This is a genomic window from Rhizobium sp. 10N427 (assembly GCF_056394605.1).
The window spans coordinates 77,215-99,160 of record NZ_JBFTID010000015.1; the positions used below are offsets into that span (position 1 = coordinate 77,215).

26 protein-coding genes and 1 pseudogene are annotated in these 21,946 nt (G+C 57.3%); 12 read left to right on the forward strand and 15 right to left on the reverse strand.

What is annotated here, in order from left to right; translation table 11 throughout:
* Positions 1-113: 113 nt before the first annotated feature.
* From AC1DIJ_RS24985 to AC1DIJ_RS25005, 5 genes are all read right to left on the reverse strand, one after another.
* Complete coding sequence (locus AC1DIJ_RS24985) at positions 114-1,418, reverse strand: PQQ-dependent sugar dehydrogenase (RefSeq protein WP_442208358.1); 1,305 nt, start codon at positions 1,416-1,418, stop codon at positions 114-116.
* 34 nt (positions 1,419-1,452) lie between these two features.
* Positions 1,453-1,890, reverse strand: coding sequence for a DUF2231 domain-containing protein (locus AC1DIJ_RS24990; RefSeq protein ID WP_112386829.1), 438 nt, complete (start codon positions 1,888-1,890; stop codon positions 1,453-1,455).
* 421 nt (positions 1,891-2,311) lie between these two features.
* Positions 2,312-2,539: a DUF6894 family protein gene (locus tag AC1DIJ_RS24995; RefSeq protein WP_112386830.1), complete on the reverse strand. Its 228-nt coding sequence runs from the start codon at positions 2,537-2,539 to the stop codon at positions 2,312-2,314.
* A gap of 78 nt (positions 2,540-2,617) precedes the next feature.
* The gene (locus AC1DIJ_RS25000) at positions 2,618-3,343 is read right to left on the reverse strand and encodes a Crp/Fnr family transcriptional regulator (RefSeq protein ID WP_442208316.1); all 726 of its coding nucleotides are present in this window, start codon (positions 3,341-3,343) and stop codon (positions 2,618-2,620) included.
* A 63-nt stretch (positions 3,344-3,406) separates the two neighbouring features.
* Entirely contained in the window at positions 3,407-3,550 is a 144-nt protein-coding gene (locus AC1DIJ_RS25005) for a hypothetical protein (RefSeq protein ID WP_162705945.1), read from the reverse strand.
* Between the two features lie 976 nt (positions 3,551-4,526).
* Between AC1DIJ_RS25005 and AC1DIJ_RS25010 the strand changes: the two genes are divergently transcribed.
* Positions 4,527-4,820 carry a DUF982 domain-containing protein gene (locus AC1DIJ_RS25010; RefSeq protein WP_112386831.1) on the forward strand — a complete coding sequence of 98 codons (294 nt, stop codon included), beginning with the start codon at positions 4,527-4,529 and terminating at the stop codon, positions 4,818-4,820.
* Between the two features lie 197 nt (positions 4,821-5,017).
* Here the strand turns inward: AC1DIJ_RS25010 and AC1DIJ_RS25015 are convergent, their stop codons facing one another.
* The 5 genes from AC1DIJ_RS25015 to AC1DIJ_RS25035 all read right to left on the reverse strand — a co-directional run bounded on the left by AC1DIJ_RS25015 (position 5,018) and on the right by AC1DIJ_RS25035 (position 7,940).
* Positions 5,018-5,350 carry a sunset domain-containing protein gene (locus AC1DIJ_RS25015; protein ID WP_477831656.1) on the reverse strand — a complete coding sequence of 111 codons (333 nt, stop codon included), beginning with the start codon at positions 5,348-5,350 and terminating at the stop codon, positions 5,018-5,020.
* Between the two features lie 959 nt (positions 5,351-6,309).
* The gene (locus tag AC1DIJ_RS25020; RefSeq protein ID WP_112386834.1) at positions 6,310-6,666 is read right to left on the reverse strand and encodes a hypothetical protein; all 357 of its coding nucleotides are present in this window, start codon (positions 6,664-6,666) and stop codon (positions 6,310-6,312) included.
* Positions 6,667-6,954: 288 nt separating this feature from the next.
* On the reverse strand, positions 6,955-7,164 hold the full coding sequence (locus AC1DIJ_RS25025) for a hypothetical protein (protein WP_112386835.1): 210 nt from the start codon (positions 7,162-7,164) through the stop codon (positions 6,955-6,957).
* 229 nt (positions 7,165-7,393) lie between these two features.
* Complete coding sequence (locus AC1DIJ_RS25030) at positions 7,394-7,582, reverse strand: hypothetical protein (RefSeq protein WP_112386836.1); 189 nt, start codon at positions 7,580-7,582, stop codon at positions 7,394-7,396.
* Between the two features lie 175 nt (positions 7,583-7,757).
* On the reverse strand, positions 7,758-7,940 hold the full coding sequence (locus AC1DIJ_RS25035; RefSeq protein WP_112446054.1) for a hypothetical protein: 183 nt from the start codon (positions 7,938-7,940) through the stop codon (positions 7,758-7,760).
* Between the two features lie 846 nt (positions 7,941-8,786).
* Here AC1DIJ_RS25035 and AC1DIJ_RS25040 point away from each other — a divergent pair.
* From AC1DIJ_RS25040 to AC1DIJ_RS25075, 8 genes and pseudogenes are all read left to right on the forward strand, one after another.
* Positions 8,787-9,320, forward strand: a complete 534-nt coding sequence (locus AC1DIJ_RS25040; RefSeq protein WP_112386837.1) for a 2Fe-2S iron-sulfur cluster-binding protein — start codon at positions 8,787-8,789, stop codon at positions 9,318-9,320.
* Positions 9,317-10,306: an FAD binding domain-containing protein gene (locus AC1DIJ_RS25045; RefSeq protein ID WP_112386838.1), complete on the forward strand. Its 990-nt coding sequence runs from the start codon at positions 9,317-9,319 to the stop codon at positions 10,304-10,306. The genes AC1DIJ_RS25040 and AC1DIJ_RS25045 overlap by 4 nt, the downstream gene beginning before the upstream one ends.
* Positions 10,303-12,588: a xanthine dehydrogenase family protein molybdopterin-binding subunit gene (locus AC1DIJ_RS25050; protein ID WP_112386839.1), complete on the forward strand. Its 2,286-nt coding sequence runs from the start codon at positions 10,303-10,305 to the stop codon at positions 12,586-12,588. Before AC1DIJ_RS25045 ends, AC1DIJ_RS25050 begins: the two co-directional genes overlap by 4 nt.
* A 561-nt stretch (positions 12,589-13,149) precedes the next feature.
* Positions 13,150-13,485: a hypothetical protein gene (locus AC1DIJ_RS25055; RefSeq protein WP_112386840.1), complete on the forward strand. Its 336-nt coding sequence runs from the start codon at positions 13,150-13,152 to the stop codon at positions 13,483-13,485.
* Between the two features lie 747 nt (positions 13,486-14,232).
* A complete protein-coding gene (locus AC1DIJ_RS25060) occupies positions 14,233-14,415 on the forward strand; it encodes a hypothetical protein (RefSeq protein ID WP_112386841.1) in 183 nt (60 codons plus the stop codon).
* Complete coding sequence (locus AC1DIJ_RS25065; RefSeq protein WP_112386842.1) at positions 14,412-14,639, forward strand: hypothetical protein; 228 nt, start codon at positions 14,412-14,414, stop codon at positions 14,637-14,639. The genes AC1DIJ_RS25060 and AC1DIJ_RS25065 overlap by 4 nt, the downstream gene beginning before the upstream one ends.
* A gap of 80 nt (positions 14,640-14,719) precedes the next feature.
* Entirely contained in the window at positions 14,720-15,358 is a 639-nt protein-coding gene (locus tag AC1DIJ_RS25070; protein WP_112386843.1) for a glutathione S-transferase, read from the forward strand.
* A gap of 147 nt (positions 15,359-15,505) precedes the next feature.
* Positions 15,506-16,203: pseudogene (locus tag AC1DIJ_RS25075) on the forward strand (SDR family NAD(P)-dependent oxidoreductase).
* Positions 16,204-16,234: 31 nt separating this feature from the next.
* Here AC1DIJ_RS25075 and AC1DIJ_RS25080 read toward each other — a convergent pair.
* Both AC1DIJ_RS25080 and AC1DIJ_RS25085 read right to left on the reverse strand, forming a co-directional pair.
* Positions 16,235-16,684, reverse strand: coding sequence for a hypothetical protein (locus AC1DIJ_RS25080; RefSeq protein ID WP_112386844.1), 450 nt, complete (start codon positions 16,682-16,684; stop codon positions 16,235-16,237).
* Positions 16,685-16,874: 190 nt separating this feature from the next.
* Complete coding sequence (locus AC1DIJ_RS25085; protein WP_112386845.1) at positions 16,875-17,078, reverse strand: cold-shock protein; 204 nt, start codon at positions 17,076-17,078, stop codon at positions 16,875-16,877.
* Between the two features lie 352 nt (positions 17,079-17,430).
* On the opposite strand from AC1DIJ_RS25085, the gene AC1DIJ_RS25090 reads away from it, so the two are divergent.
* Both AC1DIJ_RS25090 and AC1DIJ_RS25095 read left to right on the forward strand, forming a co-directional pair.
* Complete coding sequence (locus AC1DIJ_RS25090; RefSeq protein ID WP_112386846.1) at positions 17,431-17,694, forward strand: hypothetical protein; 264 nt, start codon at positions 17,431-17,433, stop codon at positions 17,692-17,694.
* 467 nt (positions 17,695-18,161) lie between these two features.
* A complete protein-coding gene (locus AC1DIJ_RS25095; protein WP_112386847.1) occupies positions 18,162-18,914 on the forward strand; it encodes a sulfite exporter TauE/SafE family protein in 753 nt (250 codons plus the stop codon).
* 20 nt (positions 18,915-18,934) lie between these two features.
* On the opposite strand, the gene AC1DIJ_RS25100 is transcribed toward AC1DIJ_RS25095, so the two are convergent.
* From AC1DIJ_RS25100 to AC1DIJ_RS25110, 3 genes are all read right to left on the reverse strand, one after another.
* The gene (locus tag AC1DIJ_RS25100) at positions 18,935-19,558 is read right to left on the reverse strand and encodes a hypothetical protein (RefSeq protein ID WP_112386894.1); all 624 of its coding nucleotides are present in this window, start codon (positions 19,556-19,558) and stop codon (positions 18,935-18,937) included.
* Between the two features lie 550 nt (positions 19,559-20,108).
* Positions 20,109-20,336 (reverse strand): DUF6894 family protein, encoded by a 228-nt coding sequence (locus tag AC1DIJ_RS25105; RefSeq protein WP_112386848.1) that lies wholly within the window; start codon positions 20,334-20,336, stop codon positions 20,109-20,111.
* Between the two features lie 532 nt (positions 20,337-20,868).
* The gene (locus AC1DIJ_RS25110; RefSeq protein ID WP_477831657.1) at positions 20,869-21,222 is read right to left on the reverse strand and encodes a response regulator; all 354 of its coding nucleotides are present in this window, start codon (positions 21,220-21,222) and stop codon (positions 20,869-20,871) included.
* 527 nt (positions 21,223-21,749) lie between these two features.
* On the opposite strand from AC1DIJ_RS25110, the gene AC1DIJ_RS25115 reads away from it, so the two are divergent.
* Complete coding sequence (locus AC1DIJ_RS25115) at positions 21,750-21,917, forward strand: hypothetical protein (protein WP_310300447.1); 168 nt, start codon at positions 21,750-21,752, stop codon at positions 21,915-21,917.
* The last annotated feature ends 29 nt before the right edge of the window (positions 21,918-21,946 follow it).

Here is a 21,946-nt window from a genome sequence, read left to right on the forward strand (position 1 = left end):
TCCATCGACCAGGGTTAGCGTTGCCAGCGGCCCTCATTGTTATGTGGTTCTCCTTTGGTCGCAGCGAAACGCCAATGTGGGCAACTCTTGCCCTCGCAAACCAGTGACGCGCTTCAAGGCTTGGCCGTCACTCGCCACACCTTGTTTCCGACATCGTCGGCAATGAGTAAAGCGCCGGTTTTATCGAGCGTCACGCCGACCGGCCGGCCTTGCGCCTGTTCCTGATCGTTCAAGAACCCGGACACCACATCCTTCGGCGCGCCACTGGGCCTTCCCTCTGAAAATGGCACGAATATCACCTTGTAGCCGTTGAACGCATTGCGGTTCCAGCTGCCATGCTCGCCGACAAAGGCGCCGCTTCGATATTCTTCAGGCAAGCTCGTGCCGTTAGAAAACGCCATGCCGAGTGGGGCGACGTGGGAACTGAGCGCATAATCGGGGACAATCGCTTTGGCGACGAGGTCAGGCCGTTGCGGCATGACGCGCGGATCGACGTGCTGGCCGTAGTAACTGTAGGGCCAGCCATAAAAGCCGCCCTCTCTGACGGAAGTCATGTAATCAGGCACCAAGTTTGGTCCGAGCTCGTCACGCTCGTTGACCACCGTCCAGAGAGCCTTTGTCTGCGGTTCGATGCTCAGCCCATTTGGATTGCGCAAACCGCTTGCGAAAACGCGGTGCATTCCCGTCTGCCGATCGATTTCCCAGATCGCTGCCCGGTCTTTCTCCGCCTGGATGCCGTTTTCCGTAATGTTACTGTTTGAGCCGACACCCACGTAAAGCAGCGAACCGTCCGCGCTCGCCGTCATGCTTTTTGTCCAGTGATGGTCGATTGGCCCTCCAGGAAGATCTGTTAGTACCGTGCCAGGCTCGGTAATTTTTGTCTCGCCCGGCGTATAGGCATAGCGCACAACCGCGTCGGTATTGGCGACATATAGATCGTTTCCGACAAGAACTACGCCGAAGGGCGAGTTCAAATGATCGAGGAAAACGTCTTGAATTTCGGCCGTCCCATCGCCATCGGCGTCTCTCAGCAGCGTGATGCGGTTGCTTTTGCCGCTGCTTCCGGTTCCTCCAGTCGCGAACGACTGAACTATACCCATGATCAAGTCTTTTGGACGCTTCGCTGACACCTCGGGAGGCGCCACTGACTCCACCGCCAATATATCACCGTTGGGCAACGTATACACTGAGCGCGGATGCTGTAATCCGGAGGCAAGCGCCTTTACTTCAAGACCGCTCGCGACAGTCGGCACTTTGCCGTCCTTCCATCCTACGACCTTGGCTATATGCATTGGCGGAATCAGATATTGGGATTGATCGGGAAGCTTTGGATCTGGCCCGATCTCTGCGTTTGGATCGGGCTCATTGTCGCTGCAGGCGGAAACCAAAAGGGCAGTCGAGGCGAAAAGTGTTGCCATAACAAAAAGGCGGGAACGTTGGCGCGCCATCATATCAATATCCTCTGGCGAACCGCCGCTCGGTGATGGAGCCGCAAATCGAAACCACCACGATGAGCACAAACGCCACGATCGACAAAGCTAGACCGAGGGGAACGACCGACGTCCAGGCATCGCGGCTATGGATCAGCGCGTTTACAAATGAAATAGCGAAAATCGCGATGCCACCAAGAACGTAGAGCGCTGAGGCGAGCCCGGCGAAGCGAAACCGACCACGCGCGAGATCAACAAGACCGGCAAGGAGGGCAACACCGCCGGTGACCAGCCCGGCTGCCAGAAGCCATGCAGAGAAATTCGCCCAGGTCATTTCTGCCGTCTGCCAATACGCAGTGTCAGTGAACAACGCACCAATGAAGCACGCCGCTGAAAAATGAAGCGGGATTGAGCGAAGGGATGGTTTGTAGATGGGGATGGAGGCTTCTACGGGGATCATGGGTCTATCCTGAGGAACGTCTTCGCGTTCTTCACAAACCACCACCGGTCGCAATTGTTCCCGCCCGTCATCGAACCGAGAAGCCAGCACGCAAGTTAGCTACGGCCACATAGACACGCTGTTTCGCGTGGGGGATGTTACAGCCCGGATCTCACAGGACGCAAACCAAGCCAGACATTTCTTTATCAGGCAAAATTTATAGTTCACTGGCCGCAGCGCGTGCTGCGAGAAGTCATTTTTCAAGGTGCAATAAGATCTTGGCGATCGGCCGCAATTTGCTACTATCCGATGATAGGTTCCACGGAGCAATGTGCCGGGGCCTCATCACCGCGCAAACGCACTGCCATTGAACGGGAAGCCGCTCTGTGGCCTCGCGAGGTCGATTTAAGAACTGATCCATCCGGTGTTTAAGCGGTACCGATCAATGCAGAACATCTTTGAAGTCAATGCGGGCAACAATGTCACCTGACTCATTCGTCAATTCAAACACCTGGTCTCGAAGGGCGGCACCGGTCCTCAAGCGCTCGGCAATCATTTCCCGCGCATTTGCTTTTGCCTCATCGATCGCGGCTTCAAGCGAACCGAGGTCACTACCTTCCGGATCTGCAATAAATGTTTCGCCATCTCGAATATTAAAAAAATAGCGCATGTTCTGCTCCGCGGGTCAGTGTCTTTTCTTGGAAATATCTCTTTTCCGAATGATGTGCGCTTCAGATTGTTCCGAGTATTATTCGGTTTCCCTATGCGCGCGGCCGATCAGCCTTTCGAATTCCTGTTCAGGGATACCATAGGATCCAGCAGCGAATTCCTCCAAGCCTTTCCGATCGAGGACAATGATCAAGCCACGATTTGAGCGGATCAGCCGCTCGCCCTCAAGCACGTGCAACGCCGTCGTCACACTTGGGCGACGTGTCCCAAGCATGAAAGCGATATATTCGTGCGTGATATCGAGTTCGTCTGAGCGGAGACGGTCGTGACACATCAAGATCCACCTCGCTAGGCGCTGCTCGATCCTATAGCGGGCATTTGCGAGCGCCGTATAGGCGACCTGTGTTGCGAACACATGCATGTACTTGATGAACGGGATCTGCAGTGAGGAACTCCTTGCCGTCAACTCCCGCATTACTTTGATTGGAACACGGTAACCCAGGCCAGCAACATGCATCTCAATCAAGTAGGGGACGATGTCATCGCCGATGATCGTCGAAGTTGGAACAAAACCTTCCGATCCGAACATCCCTGCCTCCGCCGACCTGTCATTCGGTGAAACGGTCATCACCGCGCCGATGCCCGACTCCGGAAAGTAAAGATACTCAAGTCTGCTGCGCGGCCGGGCGATCTCGAAATGTGCAGGCAGCTTAACCTTCTCAAGATACGGTTGCAGAAGCGTGAAGTCCGCGGGCATCAATGCGGCGAGCATCCGGTTGCCGACTTCGTCCTGGCGAAAGGTCAATTCAAACTCCTCAAGGCGTTATCGACGAACGAACGCGGCTTAATGTTAGCAAGACGCATTGTCTCAAAAAGCCACCGCTTCTTCCGCCAGTGACCCGGAAAACGGCCCGTTGACCTTTAAGAGCGCGACGGCGCAACCAGCGAGGTCCTCTTTTCCGGCGGCGATCGATACGGGTTGCATCTGACGTGCTTCGCAATCAACGAACATCCTAATATTTCCACTGTTCTGCTTGAACACAGCAGATATTCAACGAGTAAACAGCAGGCTGCGACAAATGTTCCAGTTTCGCGGCGTTGCAATCTCCGCCCAACGCGAAGAAGGTGGACTATCGGCAAATTTCGATCATCGTAATTTCCTTATGCCAGCGTCACGATAATACCCTTGACACGCCGGGGGACATCGCTGCGGTTAAAGTATGCCCTTGATCCGGTGTTCAGAGATCCATCCGGCTTCCTCCGCGCAGTCCATCAGCGGCTTCAGGATCGACAGCGTTTTGTTGCCAAAACGATGTCCCTTTTACTCTGTCGTGCGATTGTGTACCGCCTATCGCAGATGCAGTCACCCGGCCAGCAGTCGCAGCGGAAGTAGCCGCGACCGTTACAAGCCAAGCATTTCGAAAGACGATCAGTCATTCGCGTGCTCCCCATTGATTGCAGGAAGTGCCGAACGCTCCAGCGCTAGCAAGGAAGGCATCGTACTGCAGGCCGCCGCGGGATGTCTTACTCAAGAACTGCCGCGATCTTTTCGGCCGCCGACACTAGGATCTGGTGACAATGTGGAGGCGAGGGCCGGATAGCTGAGATTGGCATATCCAAACACGCTCGCCATACCTTGGCGGATTACCTGAAAGACGCCTTAGAGGATTTGGCTGTGCATCGGGGCTTTCATCCGGGGTGTTGTCCCGGTGAACATTCTACAGTGCGTAGTGGATATTGTGGTGATTTGCACGAAGCGACCACCAAATCAGGCCGCCTTCGGGTTGTCTTTTTCGTTTCAGAGATCGGGCCGCCTTCCGTTGCAAAAATACGGTCTTGCGAAGATGAGCCTGATGGCCAAACTCGCTTGTGACCAGCGAGAACGCTGCGGCCCACCACCCATTAGGTGCGTTAAAACAGGTCTTGATTTTCCGCCGCCTTCTCCTAAATCTTGCGCCGTCAAACACGCAACGAGGAAGGAGATGGCCATGGCGAACACCTCGTTTGACGCTCCGTTGTTCCTGAGGAAGCGGCATTATATTCAGGAACTCGCTAGCCTCGAAGATGTCTTTGACTTCCTCGACGAATGGGCGGAAGAGCAAAGAGATGCCACCTATGAGGTTATTGAAAAGGCTTGCCGCATGGCGGCCCAAGGTATCTTTCCTTTGCCAGCGTTCAGGGAAAACCTTCGTCGGTTCCTGATAAAGCACCACATGCTCGCAAACATTGAAGAGGTGCCCGTTGTTGCCAAGCGCCAGAGCGATCGGAACATCGGCTCGTAGGCGCCTTCATAGACACAGCGCAAATTCCACGCCCGCCGCCCTTTCATTCCGGTGGCGGCTTTTCACATCAGGAGATGCCTAGCTTCGTCATAGGATATGGACGCAACGATAGCGGCCTCATCGCAGCGTGGACGGCGCACTAGGCTTTATGTAGTGGACATGGCGGTGATTTGCGCGAAGGGATCCTAGGTTTGCGTCTAACTGCGCGCGCGTCTCCAGCCCGCCGCGCGCGCCTCGGCCTCTGAGCAGAACCCCCGTTCTCCATACTGGGGATAAATCTTGGTCTCTTCGTAATATTCCTGGCCTGGCACATGGTAAATGTGTTCTCGGCTTTGGATGCTGATGTTGCCCTTGATGTTGCAAGCACCACTGAGCGCTGATGTGGGGGTGAGAAGATTGACCGCATCGACGGCACCGTAACCAATCACGCCTGCGCCGATGACAGCCAGATAGAACGCCTTCATCGAGAAGAGCGGTGGCGCCTGCTTCACTCGGTATCGTGGGGCCGGAAATGAGCGGTGTGTCGGCATTCCAGAAGGATGCCGCGACCATGCGGGAACGCAAGGAAAAGTTGAGCTCCGGGTAAACTGAAGGTTGGCAATATCATTAAAAAGCCAAGCTTCGGGCGGCATAATCACAGAAGTGCTACGGCGCTAGATGGTAGCTCTCGGGCCGGTCAAGCACATTGCCGCGATGGTGCACCAACCGACCTACTAGGCGGTTCGCTTTCGTCTAGGCTTAACGGGCTTGACGGGCTCAAGCAGGACCGTAGCGGCTCTCTCCGCGTCGCGGGCTAAGCGCAACTCCCGCAGCTGCGATGTCTTCTTATCGCGAGCGGCATCCTGTGCAGCGATGATCGACATGGATTCCGTATGGGTGGCTTGTGCTTTGGTCGCTGGCTTGTTCATCACCTATAAGTAGTGCGCAAAATGAATCTTTCAATGGTTGGTAGGGACTAGGCGGGCGCGGGAAGCCTCACTGAGGCCATAAGGAAACGTTTCCGCCACGCCTCGTGAGCGAGGGGCGCTTACTATACGCTTCGGGGCCACCCATCAGACCCAAATGAGAGACCAGCGTCGAAAACAATTCCGAGCGCTCCCGTTAAGCCGCCCCTTTTAGCTTCGGCCTTGAAGATCGAGAAAAAGGCCCGCTCTAAGGCGGGGCGGGTGTGCGTATTGGAGTGTGTTGAGGCGATTACAACGCAGACGTCAGAGAACACACCTGCGTTTACAGGCCAGGGATAGTGAACGGCGTCAACCTTCGCACTGCCACCATTGGGGACCTCAAAGCAATGAACCATATGCTTGTGATGCTTGTCGCGGTGGGAAGACGCTCGGCGCGATCTGACGCTGCCTTCGTTCATGACAACTAAGAGCCCGATCAAGCAGCCATCCGATGTTCGGTGGAGCTAGAATGATGGTAGAACTAGATGCCGTGAGGCGACACTCGCCATTCGATGAGACGGACCACACTGACGCTATCCCTTGACCTACTGGATCTTCTCTGTACCCGATGGCGATGTGACCTGGGTTGGCCCGCCCCCACTGCCGCTAGGCGACGGCGATCGGTCTGTTTTTTCCGGCGGACGTGCACTGCCATCGGCCGCGTTATTATCGAATGTGCCTGCTCCGGATGGCTGTGTGTTTATAGGATCGTTCGATGTCGAGGCCGTTGGTTTGGCATCCGTGTCAATGCTTTCGCCCCATATACCGAGGCCAGCCCAGGCGATCAGCGCAAGCACAAGACCACTGATCAGCACGATCAGGACTGGCCTGCCGCGGTTTCCCTGCCTTGCTTGCGTGGCGGTTTCCGTCACATCTCTTTGGTCGCCATCGTTTCTCGTCATTCTGAAATCCTTCGAGCGAGCTGGAATTTCGCGGCCACCACATCGGAAGGCGCTATGTCCTAAGCTAGTCGTTGCCTGAAGGTTCCCGATATCGCACCAATGCTGTACGGGTTTCCGCTAGATCGGTGGGATTTCCTCCGGCGACATTATGGACCGCCCTGAATATCTAAACCGTGGGGATGGTCGGCCCGGCCGTCGAAGGTTGATCTATCCAGTGAGTCCGCGACCGGCATCGTGCGTCATACGTCGACGTAAATTGTCTTGAGTTCAAATTTTGAACGGCTAGCGTCAACGATCGCTGATGGACGGCAGGTGTACTTCAACTTGGTGCCGATCTATTTCGCTAAGCGTTAATATCTTTTCCTTCCAGAACGCCTCCGCCTCCGGAGTGTCCTTGTCCCAGGAACGGACACTAATGATGTTGTCGTCGATATTCGCAAGTCTGCGTCCGCCTAAGCGCACATATTCCTCTGCAAGTTTCCGTGATGTGCTTGTCATTAACTTTCTCCTTCACAAGGAAACACACGTGCGCATCAACAGTTCCTGCTCCGACCTATAATTGCATACCGACCACCTATCATAGCAAAGATCATGCCGGCATCGATCGGCTGTCCGAGACGCTGGACTGCGGGGTGTCTTACTCGTCGCCTGCACTCATCTTCCAATATTGATCGAAGCCGCGAAATGTTTCGCTGCCCCAACCGTTACCGAGAAGAAGTCGAGACTGTCAGCCGGAAGACGATCGGCCCGCAGCCTCACGCTGAGCTTTCAGCCGTTCGGTTTTCTCGCGGCGCGCGTCGATTTCCGCCCCGATGGTCGCCATCGCCAGATCGTTCGTGGTATCGAAGCGATCGCGGCGTTCCTGTGCCGTTAAGGTGTTCCGGCGTCGGATGTGTTCTGGATCTTGTTTGGACATGCCATCGAGCTAGGCCGCCGTCAGAAAGCGGCAAGCCGCGGGTCGGCAAGCGTCCTATACCGTACAGTTGATTAATCGGTAGTGGATAGCCGTAAGATAGTTGCCGGTCGGCGTCTAAGGGCCACGTCAACAGGCCGAGGCGAGTACGACCAGCGGCATAAGTTCGTAYGCTAGTTCACCCACTACCCGGTGACACGCTCTCATCCCCCTTATCGGGTAACGAACCTGCTCCAGGCGTCTTGGTTTCATCCTGAAGATGCGGTTTGTCATGGGGTCCGGCTGGCGGATTATCCACCCCATTGACCGGCTTCTTTCCAGTCTCCTCTATTGCCTGCTGGGCCTTCGTGTCCTTATTCATCTCGCAATCCCTTTCATCGGCCTGATTAAATCCCTGGTCGCTTGGATAGTTCCGCGCTTAGCCCGTGCGCGATCGCCACGCATTCCGCTTCGGCGTAATTTCGGATGCCGGGATTCATAGCAACCGTGAACGCGAACTTTATGATTTTAATCAGCCGATCAGCAATTTTAACAGTGAGCGCGCAACATTCTCTGGCGGCGGGAACGCTGTGCAGGAAATGCGACACCGCCGTTCACCCGTGTTCAGGCCTCCGCCCTTCAATGTCCTCCTTGCCCCGAGGTCTGGCGCGCTGGCCACACCTCGTAGGGGCCACGCTCGCAGAGTTCCAACGTCTTGGCATCGACGGCTTGGCCCGCTAGGTGCAACCGTGCCCAGTCGCTAATCCACTCGATTTTGGGACGAACGTGTTGTCTTTCGGGCAGGTCGGTGTTCGTCTTACGCTAAAGCCGTCGGCGCACCATGCCCTGGCGGCCTTGACTATTGCCTTGCTCTGAGCCTTCGTCAGGCCATGATCTGCCGTAATCTTATCGTTGTTATTTTCTCCCCATAGATCCCCCTTCAAATTCCTGCCGTCCGTCTTTCCCGCTGTCATTGACGTGCTGCGGCACGATCAGGCTCAAGCTTCAGATTTCCACAGTTTGTGAGATCAGCAGCGCGGAGCTAATCGAAACAAGGCTGTTGAGGTCTGTTCTCCTCCCTCGAGGATGGAATTGCTTTACCTAGGATTTTTTTGAGGCTGCGGCTGAAATTGAACGAAGATTGGCTGATGGCGTTTGAAACGGGCAGCGTTCCCCCTAGCTTGTACCAGCGGGGGTCGACCGAATCCGGCACAAGGGAGATGAGCCTATGCATTTCATTGTCAACGGAGAACAGATCGATGTCGAGGCAGACATCCGGACGTCGCTCCTCGATCTGCTCAGAAACTGCCTCGGACGTACAGGCACGAAAAAGGGATGCGACCAGGGCGCCTGCGGCGCATGCACCGTGCTTGTTGAAGGCGAGCGCATTAACTCCTGCCTTGCCTTGGCGGTGCAGTATCAGGGCCGCAAGATCGTCACTGTCGAGGGGTTGGCTCAAGACGGACATCTCAATCCGCTGCAGCAGGCATTCGTCGATCATGACGGGTTTCAATGCGGCTATTGCACTCCCGGTCAGCTCTGTTCCGCCATCGGCATGGCAAGCGAGATTGAGCGGGGCATGCCGAGTGCCGTTACAAAGGATCTGACGTCGCCGCGCATCGCTCTCGATCAGACGGAAATTCGTGAGCGGATGAGTGGCAACCTCTGTCGATGCGGCGCCTACAACGGGATCGTCGAGGCGATTTCCGAGACCCTTTCCGCCGGCAATCACCCTACAATCGGAGAGGGGGTCCGCGCATGAACATCTTCACCTACGAGCAGCCTGGCAATACTGCGAGCGCCATTGCGCTCGCCAAGACGAACGGTCGGGCAAAGTACCTCGGCGGCGGCACGAACCTCATTGATCTCATGCGCGAAACCGTCGAGCAACCTGATGTGCTGATCGACGTGACCGGGCTTGATGACCGGATCGAGATGCGTGCTGACGGCAGTCTCTTCGTCGGGGCGGCGGCCAAAAACTCGGCGCTCGCGGCCAACGCGCACGTTCGCGACAGATATCCGTTCTTGGCGCGCTCGATCCTTTCCGGCGCCAGCGCCCAAATCCGCAATATGGCGACCGTCGGGGGCAACATTCTGCAGCGGACGCGCTGCCGGTATTTCTACGACAACGCGGCAAGCTGCAACAAGCGCGTCCCGGGTGCCGGCTGCGATGCGCGCGATGGCTTCAATCGCTATCATGCGATACTGGGCGCTTCGCCTGCCTGCGTGGCGACCCATCCGTCCGACATGTGTGTCGCGCTTGCTGCACTGGATGCGACCGTTCATCTCGGCGGACCTCTCGGTACACGAATGCTGCCTCTGGAGTCGCTGCATCGGCTGCCAGGTGACCACCCTGAGGTGGAAACCGAACTGCTTCCGGGCGAATTGATTACGGCAGTCGAAATACCGCCGCTCGGTTTTGGTCGACGTTCGACCTACAGAAAGGTTCGGGACCGGGCAAGTTACGCCTTCGCGCTGGTTTCCGTTGCTGCCGCCCTCGATGTCGATAACGCCGGTGTCGTGCGCGATGTGCGTCTTGCTCTCGGGGGCGTTGCTCACAAGCCCTGGCGCGCCGCCATCGCCGAGGCGAGCCTGAAAGGTAATCCGGCCGGATCCGACGCTTTTCGCCGCGCCGCGGAAGCCGAACTCGCCGCAGCGGTCGGGCTCAGGGACAACGGTTTCAAGATCGAACTGGCGAAGCGCCTGATCACCGTCGTGCTTGAAGAATTGATGGGAGAGGAAAAATGAGCGCTGGTCAGGATACAAAACCGCAGAAGCCCGGATACTGGCAACCCGCCGTTACCCGCGATCCGCTCCTTCGAAAACACGGCGCCCTTGGCCAACCCGTATCGCGTATCGATGGACCGCTGAAGGTGCAGGGCGCGGCACGCTTTGCTGCCGAGTTTCCCTATGACAATATCTGCTACGCGGCCCTGGCTTTCAGCACGGTGGCCCGCGCACGCATATCGCAGCTCCATGTCGGCGATGCGGAAAAAGCGCCCGGCGTCATCCTGGTCATGACCTATCGCAATGCACCGCGCATGAAAGCGCCGTCATTGATGATGTCGTCACCCAATGCGGCTGGCGCCAGCGACCTGCCGGTAATGCAGACTGACGAGATCCACTGGAACGGCCAGCCGATTGCGTTAGTTCTGGCCGAAACGCAAGAAGCGGCAGATTATGCCGCTTCGCTGATCGACGCCGACTATGATCTCTTACCGGCCGTGACATCCTTCGCCGAGGCCAAGGCAAATCCGCGTCAGCTCGAAACCCTCCTTGGCCAGCCGCCCGTTCTTGAGATCGGCGATGCCGAGAGCGCATTGCGAGCCGCCGCAGTCCAGGTCGACAACCTCTACCGGACGCCGCGTCACAATCATAACGCCATCGAGCTTCATGCGGCAACAGTGGCCTGGAGCGGCGATAACCTCCGTGTCCATGACGCCAGCCAGCTTATCGACCTCACGACCGGCCAGCTTGCAGAGATCTTCGGGATCGATCCGGCAAACGTCCATCTTACTTCGCCCTTCGTCGGTGGCGGATTCGGGGGCAAATGCCTTTGGGATCATCAGATCCTCGCCTGCGCGGCTGCAAAGCTCGCCAGCCGCCCGGTGCGTATTATGCTATCGCGCGAAGGTGTTTTCCGTGTCGTGGGCGGACGCACGGTGACTGAGCAGCGCGTCGCCCTCGGGGCCGACGAAACGGGGAAGCTTGGCGCTCTCATCCACACTGGCATCGTCGCCATGACACCGCACAATTCCTGCCCGGAACAATTTACCTTTCCGGCACGCCACCTTTATGCTGCGGGAAGCTTCCGGCTTGCCCAGGAGGTGGCGGATATGGACATGCTCGCCAATACCTTCATGCGAGCGCCCGGCGAATCCGTTGGAACCTTCGCCCTCGAATGTGCACTGGATGAGCTCGCCGACAAATTGGGGATCGACCCAATCGAGTTGCGGCGGAGGATTGAGCCAGAAACTGACCCGACGAGCGGGAAGCCGTTCTCCTCGCGCATGTTGGTCGAAGCTTACGAGCGGGGCGCCGAGAGGTTCGGCTGGCGCCACCGTAACCGGAAACCGGGACAGGTGCGCGATGGCGAGTGGCTTATCGGCTTGGGATGCGCGACTGCGACCTACCCGTATCACCGCTTTCCAGGGGGGGCAGCGCGCATCAAACTGACAGAAGATGGTTCCGTTGCGGTCTCGACAGCCGTTCACGACATGGGCATGGGCACCGCGACCGCCCAGGCTCAACACATCTCGGCGCGTCTGGGCGTGCCACTCGACAAGGTGAGCTTCGAATACGGAGACAGCCATCTTCCGCGCGGCGTCATCGCGGGAGGCTCGACGCAGACGGCATCGATAGGAGGCGCGATCATTGCCGCCTCCGAAGTGTTCATCGAGGAGCTGCTTAAACTCGCCGGCAACGACTCTCCCCTTGCAGGCCTGTCGTTTGCAGACGTGGAAGCACGCAATTCCGGCCTTGGTCACGTGCAGGATCAGAGCCGCTTTGAAACCTATCAGTCGATCCTGCTCCGGGCGGGACGCACAGAGCTTGTCTGTCAGGCCGAAGCACCGCCGCCTGCCGAAATGGAAGCCTTTTCCATGCATTCCTATGGGGCGCAGTTCTGTGAGGTCGGTGTCAATCAGATTACCGGCGAGACCAGGGTCCGGCGGTTTCTGGGCTCGTTCGACGCTGGCCATATACTCAATGGCAAGATGGCGACCAGCCAGTTCAAGGGCGGCATCATCATGGGAATAGGGCTTGCCCTGACGGAGGAGACTAATTTTGACGAGCGTACAGGTCGCATTGTGAATGCTTCGCTGGCTGAATACCATGTTCCAGTGCAAATGGACGTTCCTCAGATCGACGTCATTTACCTCGACGAGGCCGACCCTCAAGCACCAATGGGAGCGCGCGGTATAGGCGAGATCGGAATAACTGGGGTAGGGGCGGCCATCGCCAATGCTGTCTATAACGCGACGGGCAAGAGGATCCGTGACCTGCCGATCACATTAGACAAGCTCCTCTGAACGAATGTTTCCTAGGCGGCGAAGTGCCCATCGCCGATCGGGCAGGCTGCCGCTAACGGCTCCCTTGTTTTACCCAGTTGGGTTGCAGATTGGTGTTTCGGCGAGCGGCGTGAAACGAATTAGCGAGTGATAGTAAAGATTGGATCAGTTGGCAGCTGACGAGCTTCTCCCGTTCGATCACGGGGTGATTTACTGCGCCATCTACTGGAAACGATTGCTGCATCCGCGCCGCCGCAGCAATCGTTGCTGTTGTCGGCGACCTTGACAAGCCCGGCGCCTGAACGCTCCAGATCTTGTCTGAATGACCTCGCAGACCGGGCTCTTACCGCATTGGTATTATACGTCCGCGAGCCGCTTCCCGCGCCGGCCATGCTTCGTTCAACCCCGACGTTTACAGGCCACGGCGCGCAACCGTTACCAGCAGTTAACACGTTGAGGCGCGCATCGGCGGACAAAAAAATGACAGGAAATGCCTTGGCCCGTCATTGCAGACGAAGACCTCCGTAAGAAGGCATCTTTTGGAGATCCTGTGCGTTGTTATTGGAACGACAGGAGGATCCTATGGCAGGAACACATACACGGACGAATGCGCGCGTCGTCAAGTCTGAGCTCGATCGCTACGCGCTCGAAATGGAGGAAGCTCGCGCAGAATCTGAAATATCGGGCACGGAGCATATTGCGGAAGCCAAAACTGCAGCGGAAAAGGAGCTCGCATGGCTGAAAAGTGAAGCGACGAACCTTCGCTCACGTTTGGCGATCATCCAAGGCCGAAGCACAAGCAGCAGCGCAAGCGGCCCGAGGGCCTCCTATCGCGTGCTGAAAACGATTTCGGTATTTGCGCTCACTATGATCGTTTCCACGCTTTTACAGCACTCACGATCCGGTGGCCGCGGATAGGCAGAGAGCTCTCATGATGCTCGCCGGTCCAAGCGAAATGCTAAAGGCCGCAGGAGAGGCGGTTTTAAGGGCCTCCTCCGATTTGTATGCGGCGGTTGTAGCGATAGGCCGGTGTCACTTCTGCGCAGGGACGTCTCATCAATATCGCCGTTATTTTTGCTCATGGGGCGAGGGGCCATCGCCCTCGACCCAGTAGTGCATAGCAGGCAAAAGTCTATCTTTCTCAGATGATTGGATAGATCCTAAAGTGTCATGGTCGACATTTTTCTTCTCTGCCTATAATTGTGCGAAAGAAGCGCCCAGCGCGGCCGAAGGTTCCCGAACCTCGCCTGTCGGTAAGGTTCCCAATGCGGTGCGGGAATTAGCACCTTGCAAAAGGAAATCAATGGCAACTCAACCTACAAAGTTCGCAGCTGCGGACATGACGCTCGCCGGCCATCGGCTCGCAAAGCTCGACGATAGCGAGATCAGGACGCGGTTAAGCAGCGGTACGACGTCGAGATCCATCTGTCTTCATCGCGGGTGTAGCCATGGGCGCATAACGCCGCTGCAGCACCCTTATCGCGATGTCGCCACCGTTAAACGTCAGGTAACCATTGACCCGGCCTCAAACGTGAAATGAATCAGGTGCTGGAGATCGGATTGGCAAAGCTTTAGAAAAGTGGTGAAGCTGCCCCCCTTAAGGTAATCAAGAGAAATGAATCTGGCAGGTAAAGCGGGCATAACGGCCCTTTTTAGGAGGATATGATGGCCACGAATGACACCAATGCTACACCCGAGCAACGACGCCCGCGCGATGTAAAGCCGGTTCGCAAGAAGCCCCACATTGCCGACAAGGAATCACTGGCGCCTGCCACGGTGCAGCCTGCAGGCAGCGAGGACGAGAGCGAACGTCCAAGCATTGATCCGGTTACCGGCGTTGCACTATGACCGAGAATGCCGACCTCCAGCTCGAGGTGGAAGCTCTCGCCGTGGCCGCGGAAGCCGAGCCTGAAACGACCGTAGATCTTAGGTCGCTTGCTGTTCAGCTCTGGGCAAATTTCGATGAGTTTTCCGTTGAAGAACTGCAGGACATTTTGCGCCAAGCGTGGCGTATTCGCGGCTTGCCGTTTAACGACAACGCGGGCGGCGATGGCGCCATGCTGTTAAGCTAATCGGTCTTGCACTGATCCGTACACCTGTACTGTTCGTAACAGCGCGAGACCGCATATGGACGCGGCCCGCCGGAGGTTCAATGATCATTTTACATCATCTCAATAACAGCCGATCTCAACGTGTGATCTGGCTGTTGGAGGAGCTCGGCCTCGAATACGACGTCCGTCACTACAGGCGCAATGCCGACATGAGTGCTCCGGATGAACTGAAGCGCGTTCATCCGCTCGGAAAGTCGCCCGTGATTGAAGATGCCGGCCACGGGGACACACAACCCATACTGACCGAGACCGCGGCGATCTGCGAATACCTGGTCGCAAAAGCTGACGGCCAGATGGGCCCGCCGGAAGGCCCCTCCGGCCTGCTTCGCTACCGCATGTTTCTCCACTATGCCGAGGGTTCTGTCATGCCGGTGCTGTTTGCGCTCCTTGCAGTGTCCCGTGTACCGCTTCTGGGAAAGGTCGCCTTCAAAAGGCTTCGCCCTATGCTCGACGTGCACCTCGACTATATCGAAACTGAGCTCTCGACGCGCCCCTGGTTCGCTGGCGAGAGCATTTCGGCCGCCGACGTCATGATGAGCTTTCCTCTTGAGGCTGCAGCCAAGAATGCCCGCCTGAGCGGTTCCCGGCCTGCAATCGCCGAGTGGCTCAAACGCATTCATGCTCGCCCGGCCTATATCCGGGCGCTCGAAAAGGGCGGGCCTTACAGGTTTGCACAGTGATCGAAGATGTTATCTCGGACAACTGTCGCAAGCTGCACGGGAACAAGGATCGTCAGCGGCGCATTGTCGGTCGACGAGGCTGACGAAAGGCATATCGTCGAACTAAGGTCGCCATCGCACACCTGTCTCTATAGGTGGGGTCTGAAGATCATTGCCAGGCCTGTCGCTTTGGTTACAGGCGCCGCATCTGGAATAGGATTGGCGACGGCGTTCAGGATGGCGACCGACTTCGATCTCGCACTGGTCGATTCCGATAGTTAGGGAACCGGTCCGCTCGAAATTTTCCAGTGACCGTTGCCTCACTTTCTGTGCGGATATCGTCGTCGGACGAAGAGATTGGAGGTGCTCGCGCGGCCCTTTTGGCCAGGGTCGGCCGCCTGGATGCCATTGTCGACAACGCCAGCATTAATGGGGTGTGGGCCCCAATTGACGATCTGATGCCGAACGAGTGGGACAGGATCGTTCGCGTCAACCTGCGCGGCACGTACCTCACGCTGGCGTTCGCACTTTCACCTCACCCGGTGCGATTGCTTTACAGCGCGACAAAAGGCACCCAGGTCGCGATGGCTCAGCAGCTGGCACTCGAACTTGGCCGTCATTCAATCCGATCAACGTTCTTTGTCCGGGCGCGATCGCTACCGAAATACAGCCTCGACGCATATCAGGCATCGCGAGGATGTGGAGGTCCCCGTCGTGTGTCCGGAAGGTAGCGTTGCTCTCACGAAAGGCGAGCCAGGAACAGCGCTGATGCAGCTGACGCTATCCATTTTCTGCTGACCGCTAGCGCGAGGAACATAACCGGCCCGCCGCTATTTATCGACGGAGGTCAGGGACTTCTCCGGTAAAGACGGCTACGGCGGTTTTAGCCGTTCGGCCTTAGTCGTCCTGCGTTGGCCGTATCGTATCGACCGAAATCTTGCCATCGACCAAGCCACGCTCAAGATCAGTGCGTCCGTGGTCGATCTCGGTCACCGAATAAAGCTTGTCGTCGCGAAATGAGCTGGCATTCGTCGTGGTCACGCCCTCGGCCGGAGCTGAGTCGATCTCCATGAAGTCGAGCTCGCGGCTGGTCGCAACGATACGGGCGTCTCCTGAGCTGCGCGCAGCAACAACAACAGTCCCATGCCCAGGCGAATTGACCCATCTGGGATCGGTCGGCGCCGCGATTGGCTCCAGCCTGTAAAGATTCAGGGTTTCGCCACCAAAGTCGGCACCGGCCGCAGCCGCATCATCAATCTGAGCTTTGCTCTCGACAGACCTTCCGAAGCGGACCTGACTGGTCGCATTGTTGGGATCTTCTCCGCCTGCTCTCGATACATTCGACATTAATGATCTCCATCGTGCTGGTGTGTCAGTCGTAACGACGGGAGGTCCTAACGGTTCCGTGCTGATGCGCGGTTTCACCGGGCGATGGATGATCGGTCAGTCTGGAGGGGAGATTATCGTCGCTTGTTACTGCGATTCGGTGCCCGCAGCAGCCGAAACACCCCGGCCACAGAGGCCGGGGCGCAAAAGCTTAGGCAGGTCTGACATTCTCAGCCTTGGATTTTCCAGTCTTGCGATCCTGGCCAACGTCATAGCTGACCTTGTCGCCGTCGCGCAGTGATCCCTGACCACCGAGCGCGCTGACATGAACGAAGACATCAGGTCCGCCGGCATCGGGGGTGATGAAGCCGAAACCTTTTTCCTGATTGAAGAATTTCACTGTGCCAGTTGCCATGTTTATCCTCGTGAGAATTGCGGCCTTAACTACCGCTGCCCACCTTAAGCAGCTGCCAACCAGTCCGCAACCTTCCTGTCGCACTCGGCGGGCAGGACCTTCAAATTGATCCCCAGCGGGAACGCTGTCATCAGGAAGAGGCCTGCTCCCAGTGAGTTTTTGTCCGTCACATGTTTTCTTGCCTGAGGATCTGTCCACTGATGCGGAGGGCTCAGTCTTCATCCACGTTCCTGGGCGCCAATTGCGAACGCAATGGTTTGACTGGGAACATATGCAGCCCCTGGAACTGTTGGGCGATCCGCCGCGTTTTTCGAAAAGGGCACGGTATGCTTCATTAGTTTCGGAGACTGAAATGGATGATGAACTCATATTTTCGCGGCGTGACTGGCTCGCTACTGTCAGCGGCGTCTTGACACATAAGGCCACCGGATCAAACGTTGAAGGCGCACCCCGCAATATGCTCCTCGGCAATGCTATCCATCATCTCGCTGGCCTCGAAACTTTGAAATGCGACGAGCACGAGGCTTCGGTCGCACTGGCAGGCATCGTACTCAATTGCAAGGACTGCCGCCGTCTCGCTGCGAAGTTCGGCGAAGCATTGAGAGTAGCCGAATAGGGAAACCTCCGTTTGCTCGCGTTCAACCATTTCGGCTCAGCCGGCAGTGATACACGGTGCAGCTACATTGCCCGCGAGGGCGTCGTCACACGCGGCCAGGACGGCATCGTCTCTGGCTCACGAAAGCACTGGAACAGGGCCGGGACCTCTCCTCGCTGTCCGGAACGGACCAGAGCGGTCTCGTCATGTCGGTTTGGTGGTAGCCAGGGGCAACACGTTGACGCGCATGCCGCGATTGCCAGCCGCTCAACTCTCAAACGCTGGGGCACAGCCGACGATCTGGTGGGTCCAATCTTGTTTTGTGCTCGCCGGCTGCGGCCTTGTCACGGGTGTGACGTTGCCCGTCGATGGCGGTTATAGCGTCGGCTAGCGCTCTCCAGCCAATAACACCCACGCGGCCTCGCTTCGACGCGCTGACAATGTTAGATCGTCAGTGATGCGGTCATATGCGAACCCTGGCAGTCCCAATGAATGATATGTTGCTCCTGTTGCTCGCAGGGATGCTGGCAGGCAGCATGAACGCCTTGGCGGGCGGCGGGTCCTTCGTGTCCCTGCCGGCGTTGATCTCCGTCGGCGTGCCGTCTGTCGCGGCCAACGCGACGAGCACATTTTCTCTTTTCCCGGGTGGGTTGGCGAGCTCCTGGGTGTATCGCGATGGTTTCGGTAAAGTCTGCGGCGTGCCGGTTTTGCCGATTTCGCTTGCAACCGTCCTTGGCGGACTCTGCGGCAGCATGCTGCTGTTATTGACGCCTTCCCGTGTCTTCGACGCCATACTGCCATGGCTGCTTCTGATTGCTACGGGCATGCTTGTCTTCGGTCGGCGCATCAGTGCGGCCTTCCGGAGCCGCGCTTCAGCCCGAACCGCGACCATCGTCCCAATCCAATTCCTTCTTGGCGTCTATGGCGGCTATTTTGGTGGAGCGGTCGGCCTGATGATGCTGGCCACCTGGAGCATTTTCGGCGGAGGCGAGATCAAGGAACTAAACCCGATGCGGATGTTGATGGTGACTGCTGCAAACGCAGTGGCTGTCATTGTTTTCGTCGCAGCTGGGGCGATTGCCTGGTTCCAATGCCTTCCCATGTTGACGGGCGCGCTTCTCGGCGGCTGGGCAGGTGCGCATGTTGGCTTGAAATTGCCAGCCTCCGCGGTCCGTGCCCTCACGATTGCGCTCGCGGTGGCGACAACGGCGCTGTTTTTTGCCCGGGCCTATTTTTCTTAGAAGCTGGCGTATAGCCAAACCTATTTCAAGAAACCGTCGCGTCCGAACTCGTCCCAGCCATCCAATTTTGAAGCGTCGGCGTCAGCCATGGTCCGGACCTTAGCGGGCTTACTCTTTTTGAGCGATCGCGTCAGCTTCGCCTGATATGCGGCGCGCCGCCGGTTTTCGGCTTTGGCAATCGCGTCTTCATCGCGCCATTCGTCCACCACACCCCGGTCCAGAATGTCCTCGACCACCTTGGGATCGAACACGTGGAAGGTGATCCGGCGTGCCCTGCCATTCAGCCGGACGGTTCGCGTACCTGCGCTCGGCAGGCGGCCGTCCGCCAGCCAGCGATGGCGTTCGCTGGTTGTGATCGTCAGGATGTCCTGGATCTCGCGCGGGATCACCGGCAATCGCTCAATGCCATCGAGTAGATTGGCGACGATCGCCGATATCGCATGAAACTCGGCCTTCTGGCTGGCAGGCATCACCAGAGTGATTTCGCCTCCATCAAGGTCAAGCGACTTCTTCGCCGGCGCTGGCACCCTGGCGCGAAGCTCCATGAGAATGCCTTTCGCACGAACCGTCGATCCCATCGTCGCTGCCGGCACGAGTCGCCATGTCTTCAGGAGTTCGACATCATTCTTCTGTTCTTTCCGCATGGTGATGAAATGGGTTGCCGCGCGCTCTTCGTCAACGAGGCGAGTGTCGCTCAACCTGCCAAAGCCACAATTCTGTCGCGCGGGTCATCGCGAAGGATCGAACTGCCAGGTCAATCCTCCATGCACCGTGGAAAATTACAGTCGGCACAGCGCGATCGCCTTAGAAACAGCACGCCGGCGGATCAGGAATTGCATCTACGCAGGCACCCTGCACCAACGACGCGTCATCCGTTGAATGACTGACGCATGATATGGGCGGAGCCACGAAACTCGGGGCAGCCGGGACTGGGTTCGCGAGTGCTTGGCGGCCGGCGCGCGACCCCTGCGGCGCCGGAGCGATTTTCGATCTGCGGAAGTCTTGGAGCATGGGTTAAGAGGCTGTGACCAGTCGTTGTGAACCCTGTGGCTCGGTGGTCGCGACCGACACTTTACGGACTTCAGATGGCATGCGCACGGAACCGCAGGATCAATAAAGCGGATCCGCCCCACAGCCAGTGACCGGTGGGCCGACCTTGATCAGCCCATCCGATCGAAGCTGAGTTTCAGGTTCTCACTTTATGACCGACAAAAAGGGTACTGTCGCGATGAGGGTGCCGCCTTCGTCGCGGACCTCAAATGTCTTTCCGTCGATAGGTTCGCCGCTTAAAACAAGCTCGGCAACCATCTCCCTTGCAGCCTTGACGGCTTCATTGCGGGCTTCCCCACCGCCCGGTAAGTCGATGCCTTCCACGTCTTCGATATAGACTGCATCTTCGTGGATATGGAAAAAGTAGCGCATTTGCTTAGAACCAAGAGAAACCGCATGCGTTCCAAAAATAACAGCAACTTGTGGCCTTGATACGGTTAAGCCGGTGTTCGGCCCCTTTTAACAATATTACAGGTCGGCGGTCGTGAGGAGACGGTCGGCGATCATGCATTCGAGCGGGCAGTTGTATGCTGAGCACGTCCCCTCCGGCGAGCTCCAGACTTCGCACCACTTCGTTCGTCCGGTACCGTCTCACGACGATAGACGGTTTCGCGCAACGTGTGCGGAACCAACTTGTTTGATCAAGGTTTTTATGGCGACACGGAAACCTCGTTCCCAATCGGGGCCACGATCGAAACCCCTCACGATAGCCTGTCGAGACTCAGCCCTCGGTTCCCTCCCTCTCGAACCGAGGGCATTTCTTTTAAAGGAATCGCGAAGTGCCAAGCCTATAGCTAACGATTGCTCTCTCCTTCGCATGCACCCGCACCAACATCCGAGCGGCTCTTTTGAACAGTCTTGCCGCCGGTATCGCGACGACATCTGTTGACGGGTGGGACGGCGTTTAGACCTGGCCAGGCCGATCTTTCAAGGCGCGGGCAACCGCAGCCACAAGGAGCTCGGGTTCGCACGGTTTCGAAAGTTGTTCCCCCTCGGCAAAGGCCGGTTCGATCTCCGGTAGGGACTCCGCCTCGCCAGAATAGACGATGAACGGTGTGCCTCTCTCAACAAGGATTCTGACAACCTCTGCGCACAGCCCGTCCGACAGCCGTGGATCAACGATCGCGGTCGATGGAGTGTTGTCGTTCAGCCATTTCTTCGCATCTGCACATGTGGAAAAGGTCACGTGATCGTGGCCATACTCGCCAAGCAGCATTTCAATGTCGAGCGCGATGAAGGGCTGGTCCTCGAGCAGCATTATTGTAGCCATGATTTTCCCTCTTGGGCAGTCTCAATCGCTACCCGAAAGCCGCCGATTTGTCACTCGTGCGGCTCGTTGCGTGCGATGCCGTACATTTGACGACCGTCTGCAACATTCTGAGAGCCGCGCGCTTTCCAACTGGCCGCCTGTGGTCACCCAAAGCGCCACCGAAACTTTGGAAAGCTCGTCTCCATTGTTGTCTCCTGCGGCTGCGACGATGACAGGTCCTATCATTGCTGAATGATCCGGGCAGGATACCTTTGAAAACAGCGCAAGGCGAGGCTGCAGCCGTCCGCCCGATATTCGACCTATCACCGACCTGTTCGGCAGCGGTCTGGCGCAGGTCGCAACGCTACTTGGAAAATAAAAGGCCCATTATTCGATCCGCCTGCTCCGCCCGACCTCAAGGTCCGGGTTGGTTGATACGAAGGAAATCACGCTTTTTGAAAACCATTCGGAACACGATCGGAAAGTGGGAGTTAAGCTTTCGAGATCATGAGGATCTCTTAAGGAGGAAAATGATAATGGCATCCACTGGCACCGACACTTCGCATTCCAAGAGCGGGTCCAAATCGAGCTCGGGTAAGAGCGCATCATCGACGACGAAAAGCGCAAGCTCGTCTGGCAAACAGGGCGGCTCGCATGAGCAGCACGTCAAAGCCGGCGCACAGAGCCACAAGAACTCGAAGTGACATCAAACCCTTTATCCGAGAAGATTAAC

What these genes read in the sequence shown, in the direction of transcription:
- AC1DIJ_RS25115 (WP_310300447.1), top strand. Translation starts at nt 21,750, where the DNA reads ATGGCATCCACTGGCACCGACACTTCGCATTCCAAGAGCGGGTCCAAA.
- AC1DIJ_RS25035 (WP_112446054.1), bottom strand. Translation starts at nt 7,940, where the DNA reads ATGAATAAGGACACGAAGGCCCAGCAGGCAATAGAGGAGACTGGAAAG.
- AC1DIJ_RS25110 (WP_477831657.1), bottom strand. Translation starts at nt 21,222, where the DNA reads ATGCTGCTCGAGGACCAGCCCTTCATCGCGCTCGACATTGAAATGCTG.
- AC1DIJ_RS25070 (WP_112386843.1), top strand. Translation starts at nt 14,720, where the DNA reads ATGATCATTTTACATCATCTCAATAACAGCCGATCTCAACGTGTGATC.
- AC1DIJ_RS25015 (WP_477831656.1), bottom strand. Translation starts at nt 5,350, where the DNA reads ATGCCGACACACCGCTCATTTCCGGCCCCACGATACCGAGTGAAGCAG.
- AC1DIJ_RS25060 (WP_112386841.1), top strand. Translation starts at nt 14,233, where the DNA reads ATGGCCACGAATGACACCAATGCTACACCCGAGCAACGACGCCCGCGC.
- AC1DIJ_RS25045 (WP_112386838.1), top strand. Translation starts at nt 9,317, where the DNA reads ATGAACATCTTCACCTACGAGCAGCCTGGCAATACTGCGAGCGCCATT.
- AC1DIJ_RS25105 (WP_112386848.1), bottom strand. Translation starts at nt 20,336, where the DNA reads ATGCGCTACTTTTTCCATATCCACGAAGATGCAGTCTATATCGAAGAC.
- AC1DIJ_RS25100 (WP_112386894.1), bottom strand. Translation starts at nt 19,558, where the DNA reads ATGCGGAAAGAACAGAAGAATGATGTCGAACTCCTGAAGACATGGCGA.
- AC1DIJ_RS25030 (WP_112386836.1), bottom strand. Translation starts at nt 7,582, where the DNA reads ATGTCCAAACAAGATCCAGAACACATCCGACGCCGGAACACCTTAACG.
- AC1DIJ_RS25085 (WP_112386845.1), bottom strand. Translation starts at nt 17,078, where the DNA reads ATGGCAACTGGCACAGTGAAATTCTTCAATCAGGAAAAAGGTTTCGGC.
- AC1DIJ_RS24990 (WP_112386829.1), bottom strand. Translation starts at nt 1,890, where the DNA reads ATGATCCCCGTAGAAGCCTCCATCCCCATCTACAAACCATCCCTTCGC.
- AC1DIJ_RS25025 (WP_112386835.1), bottom strand. Translation starts at nt 7,164, where the DNA reads ATGACAAGCACATCACGGAAACTTGCAGAGGAATATGTGCGCTTAGGC.
- AC1DIJ_RS24985 (WP_442208358.1), bottom strand. Translation starts at nt 1,418, where the DNA reads ATGGCAACACTTTTCGCCTCGACTGCCCTTTTGGTTTCCGCCTGCAGC.
- AC1DIJ_RS25005 (WP_162705945.1), bottom strand. Translation starts at nt 3,550, where the DNA reads ATGTTCGTTGATTGCGAAGCACGTCAGATGCAACCCGTATCGATCGCC.
- AC1DIJ_RS25080 (WP_112386844.1), bottom strand. Translation starts at nt 16,684, where the DNA reads ATGTCGAATGTATCGAGAGCAGGCGGAGAAGATCCCAACAATGCGACC.
- AC1DIJ_RS25055 (WP_112386840.1), top strand. Translation starts at nt 13,150, where the DNA reads ATGGCAGGAACACATACACGGACGAATGCGCGCGTCGTCAAGTCTGAG.
- AC1DIJ_RS24995 (WP_112386830.1), bottom strand. Translation starts at nt 2,539, where the DNA reads ATGCGCTATTTTTTTAATATTCGAGATGGCGAAACATTTATTGCAGAT.
- AC1DIJ_RS25065 (WP_112386842.1), top strand. Translation starts at nt 14,412, where the DNA reads ATGACCGAGAATGCCGACCTCCAGCTCGAGGTGGAAGCTCTCGCCGTG.
- AC1DIJ_RS25020 (WP_112386834.1), bottom strand. Translation starts at nt 6,666, where the DNA reads ATGACGAGAAACGATGGCGACCAAAGAGATGTGACGGAAACCGCCACG.
- AC1DIJ_RS25090 (WP_112386846.1), top strand. Translation starts at nt 17,431, where the DNA reads ATGGATGATGAACTCATATTTTCGCGGCGTGACTGGCTCGCTACTGTC.
- AC1DIJ_RS25040 (WP_112386837.1), top strand. Translation starts at nt 8,787, where the DNA reads ATGCATTTCATTGTCAACGGAGAACAGATCGATGTCGAGGCAGACATC.
- AC1DIJ_RS25095 (WP_112386847.1), top strand. Translation starts at nt 18,162, where the DNA reads ATGAATGATATGTTGCTCCTGTTGCTCGCAGGGATGCTGGCAGGCAGC.
- AC1DIJ_RS25010 (WP_112386831.1), top strand. Translation starts at nt 4,527, where the DNA reads ATGGCGAACACCTCGTTTGACGCTCCGTTGTTCCTGAGGAAGCGGCAT.
- AC1DIJ_RS25050 (WP_112386839.1), top strand. Translation starts at nt 10,303, where the DNA reads ATGAGCGCTGGTCAGGATACAAAACCGCAGAAGCCCGGATACTGGCAA.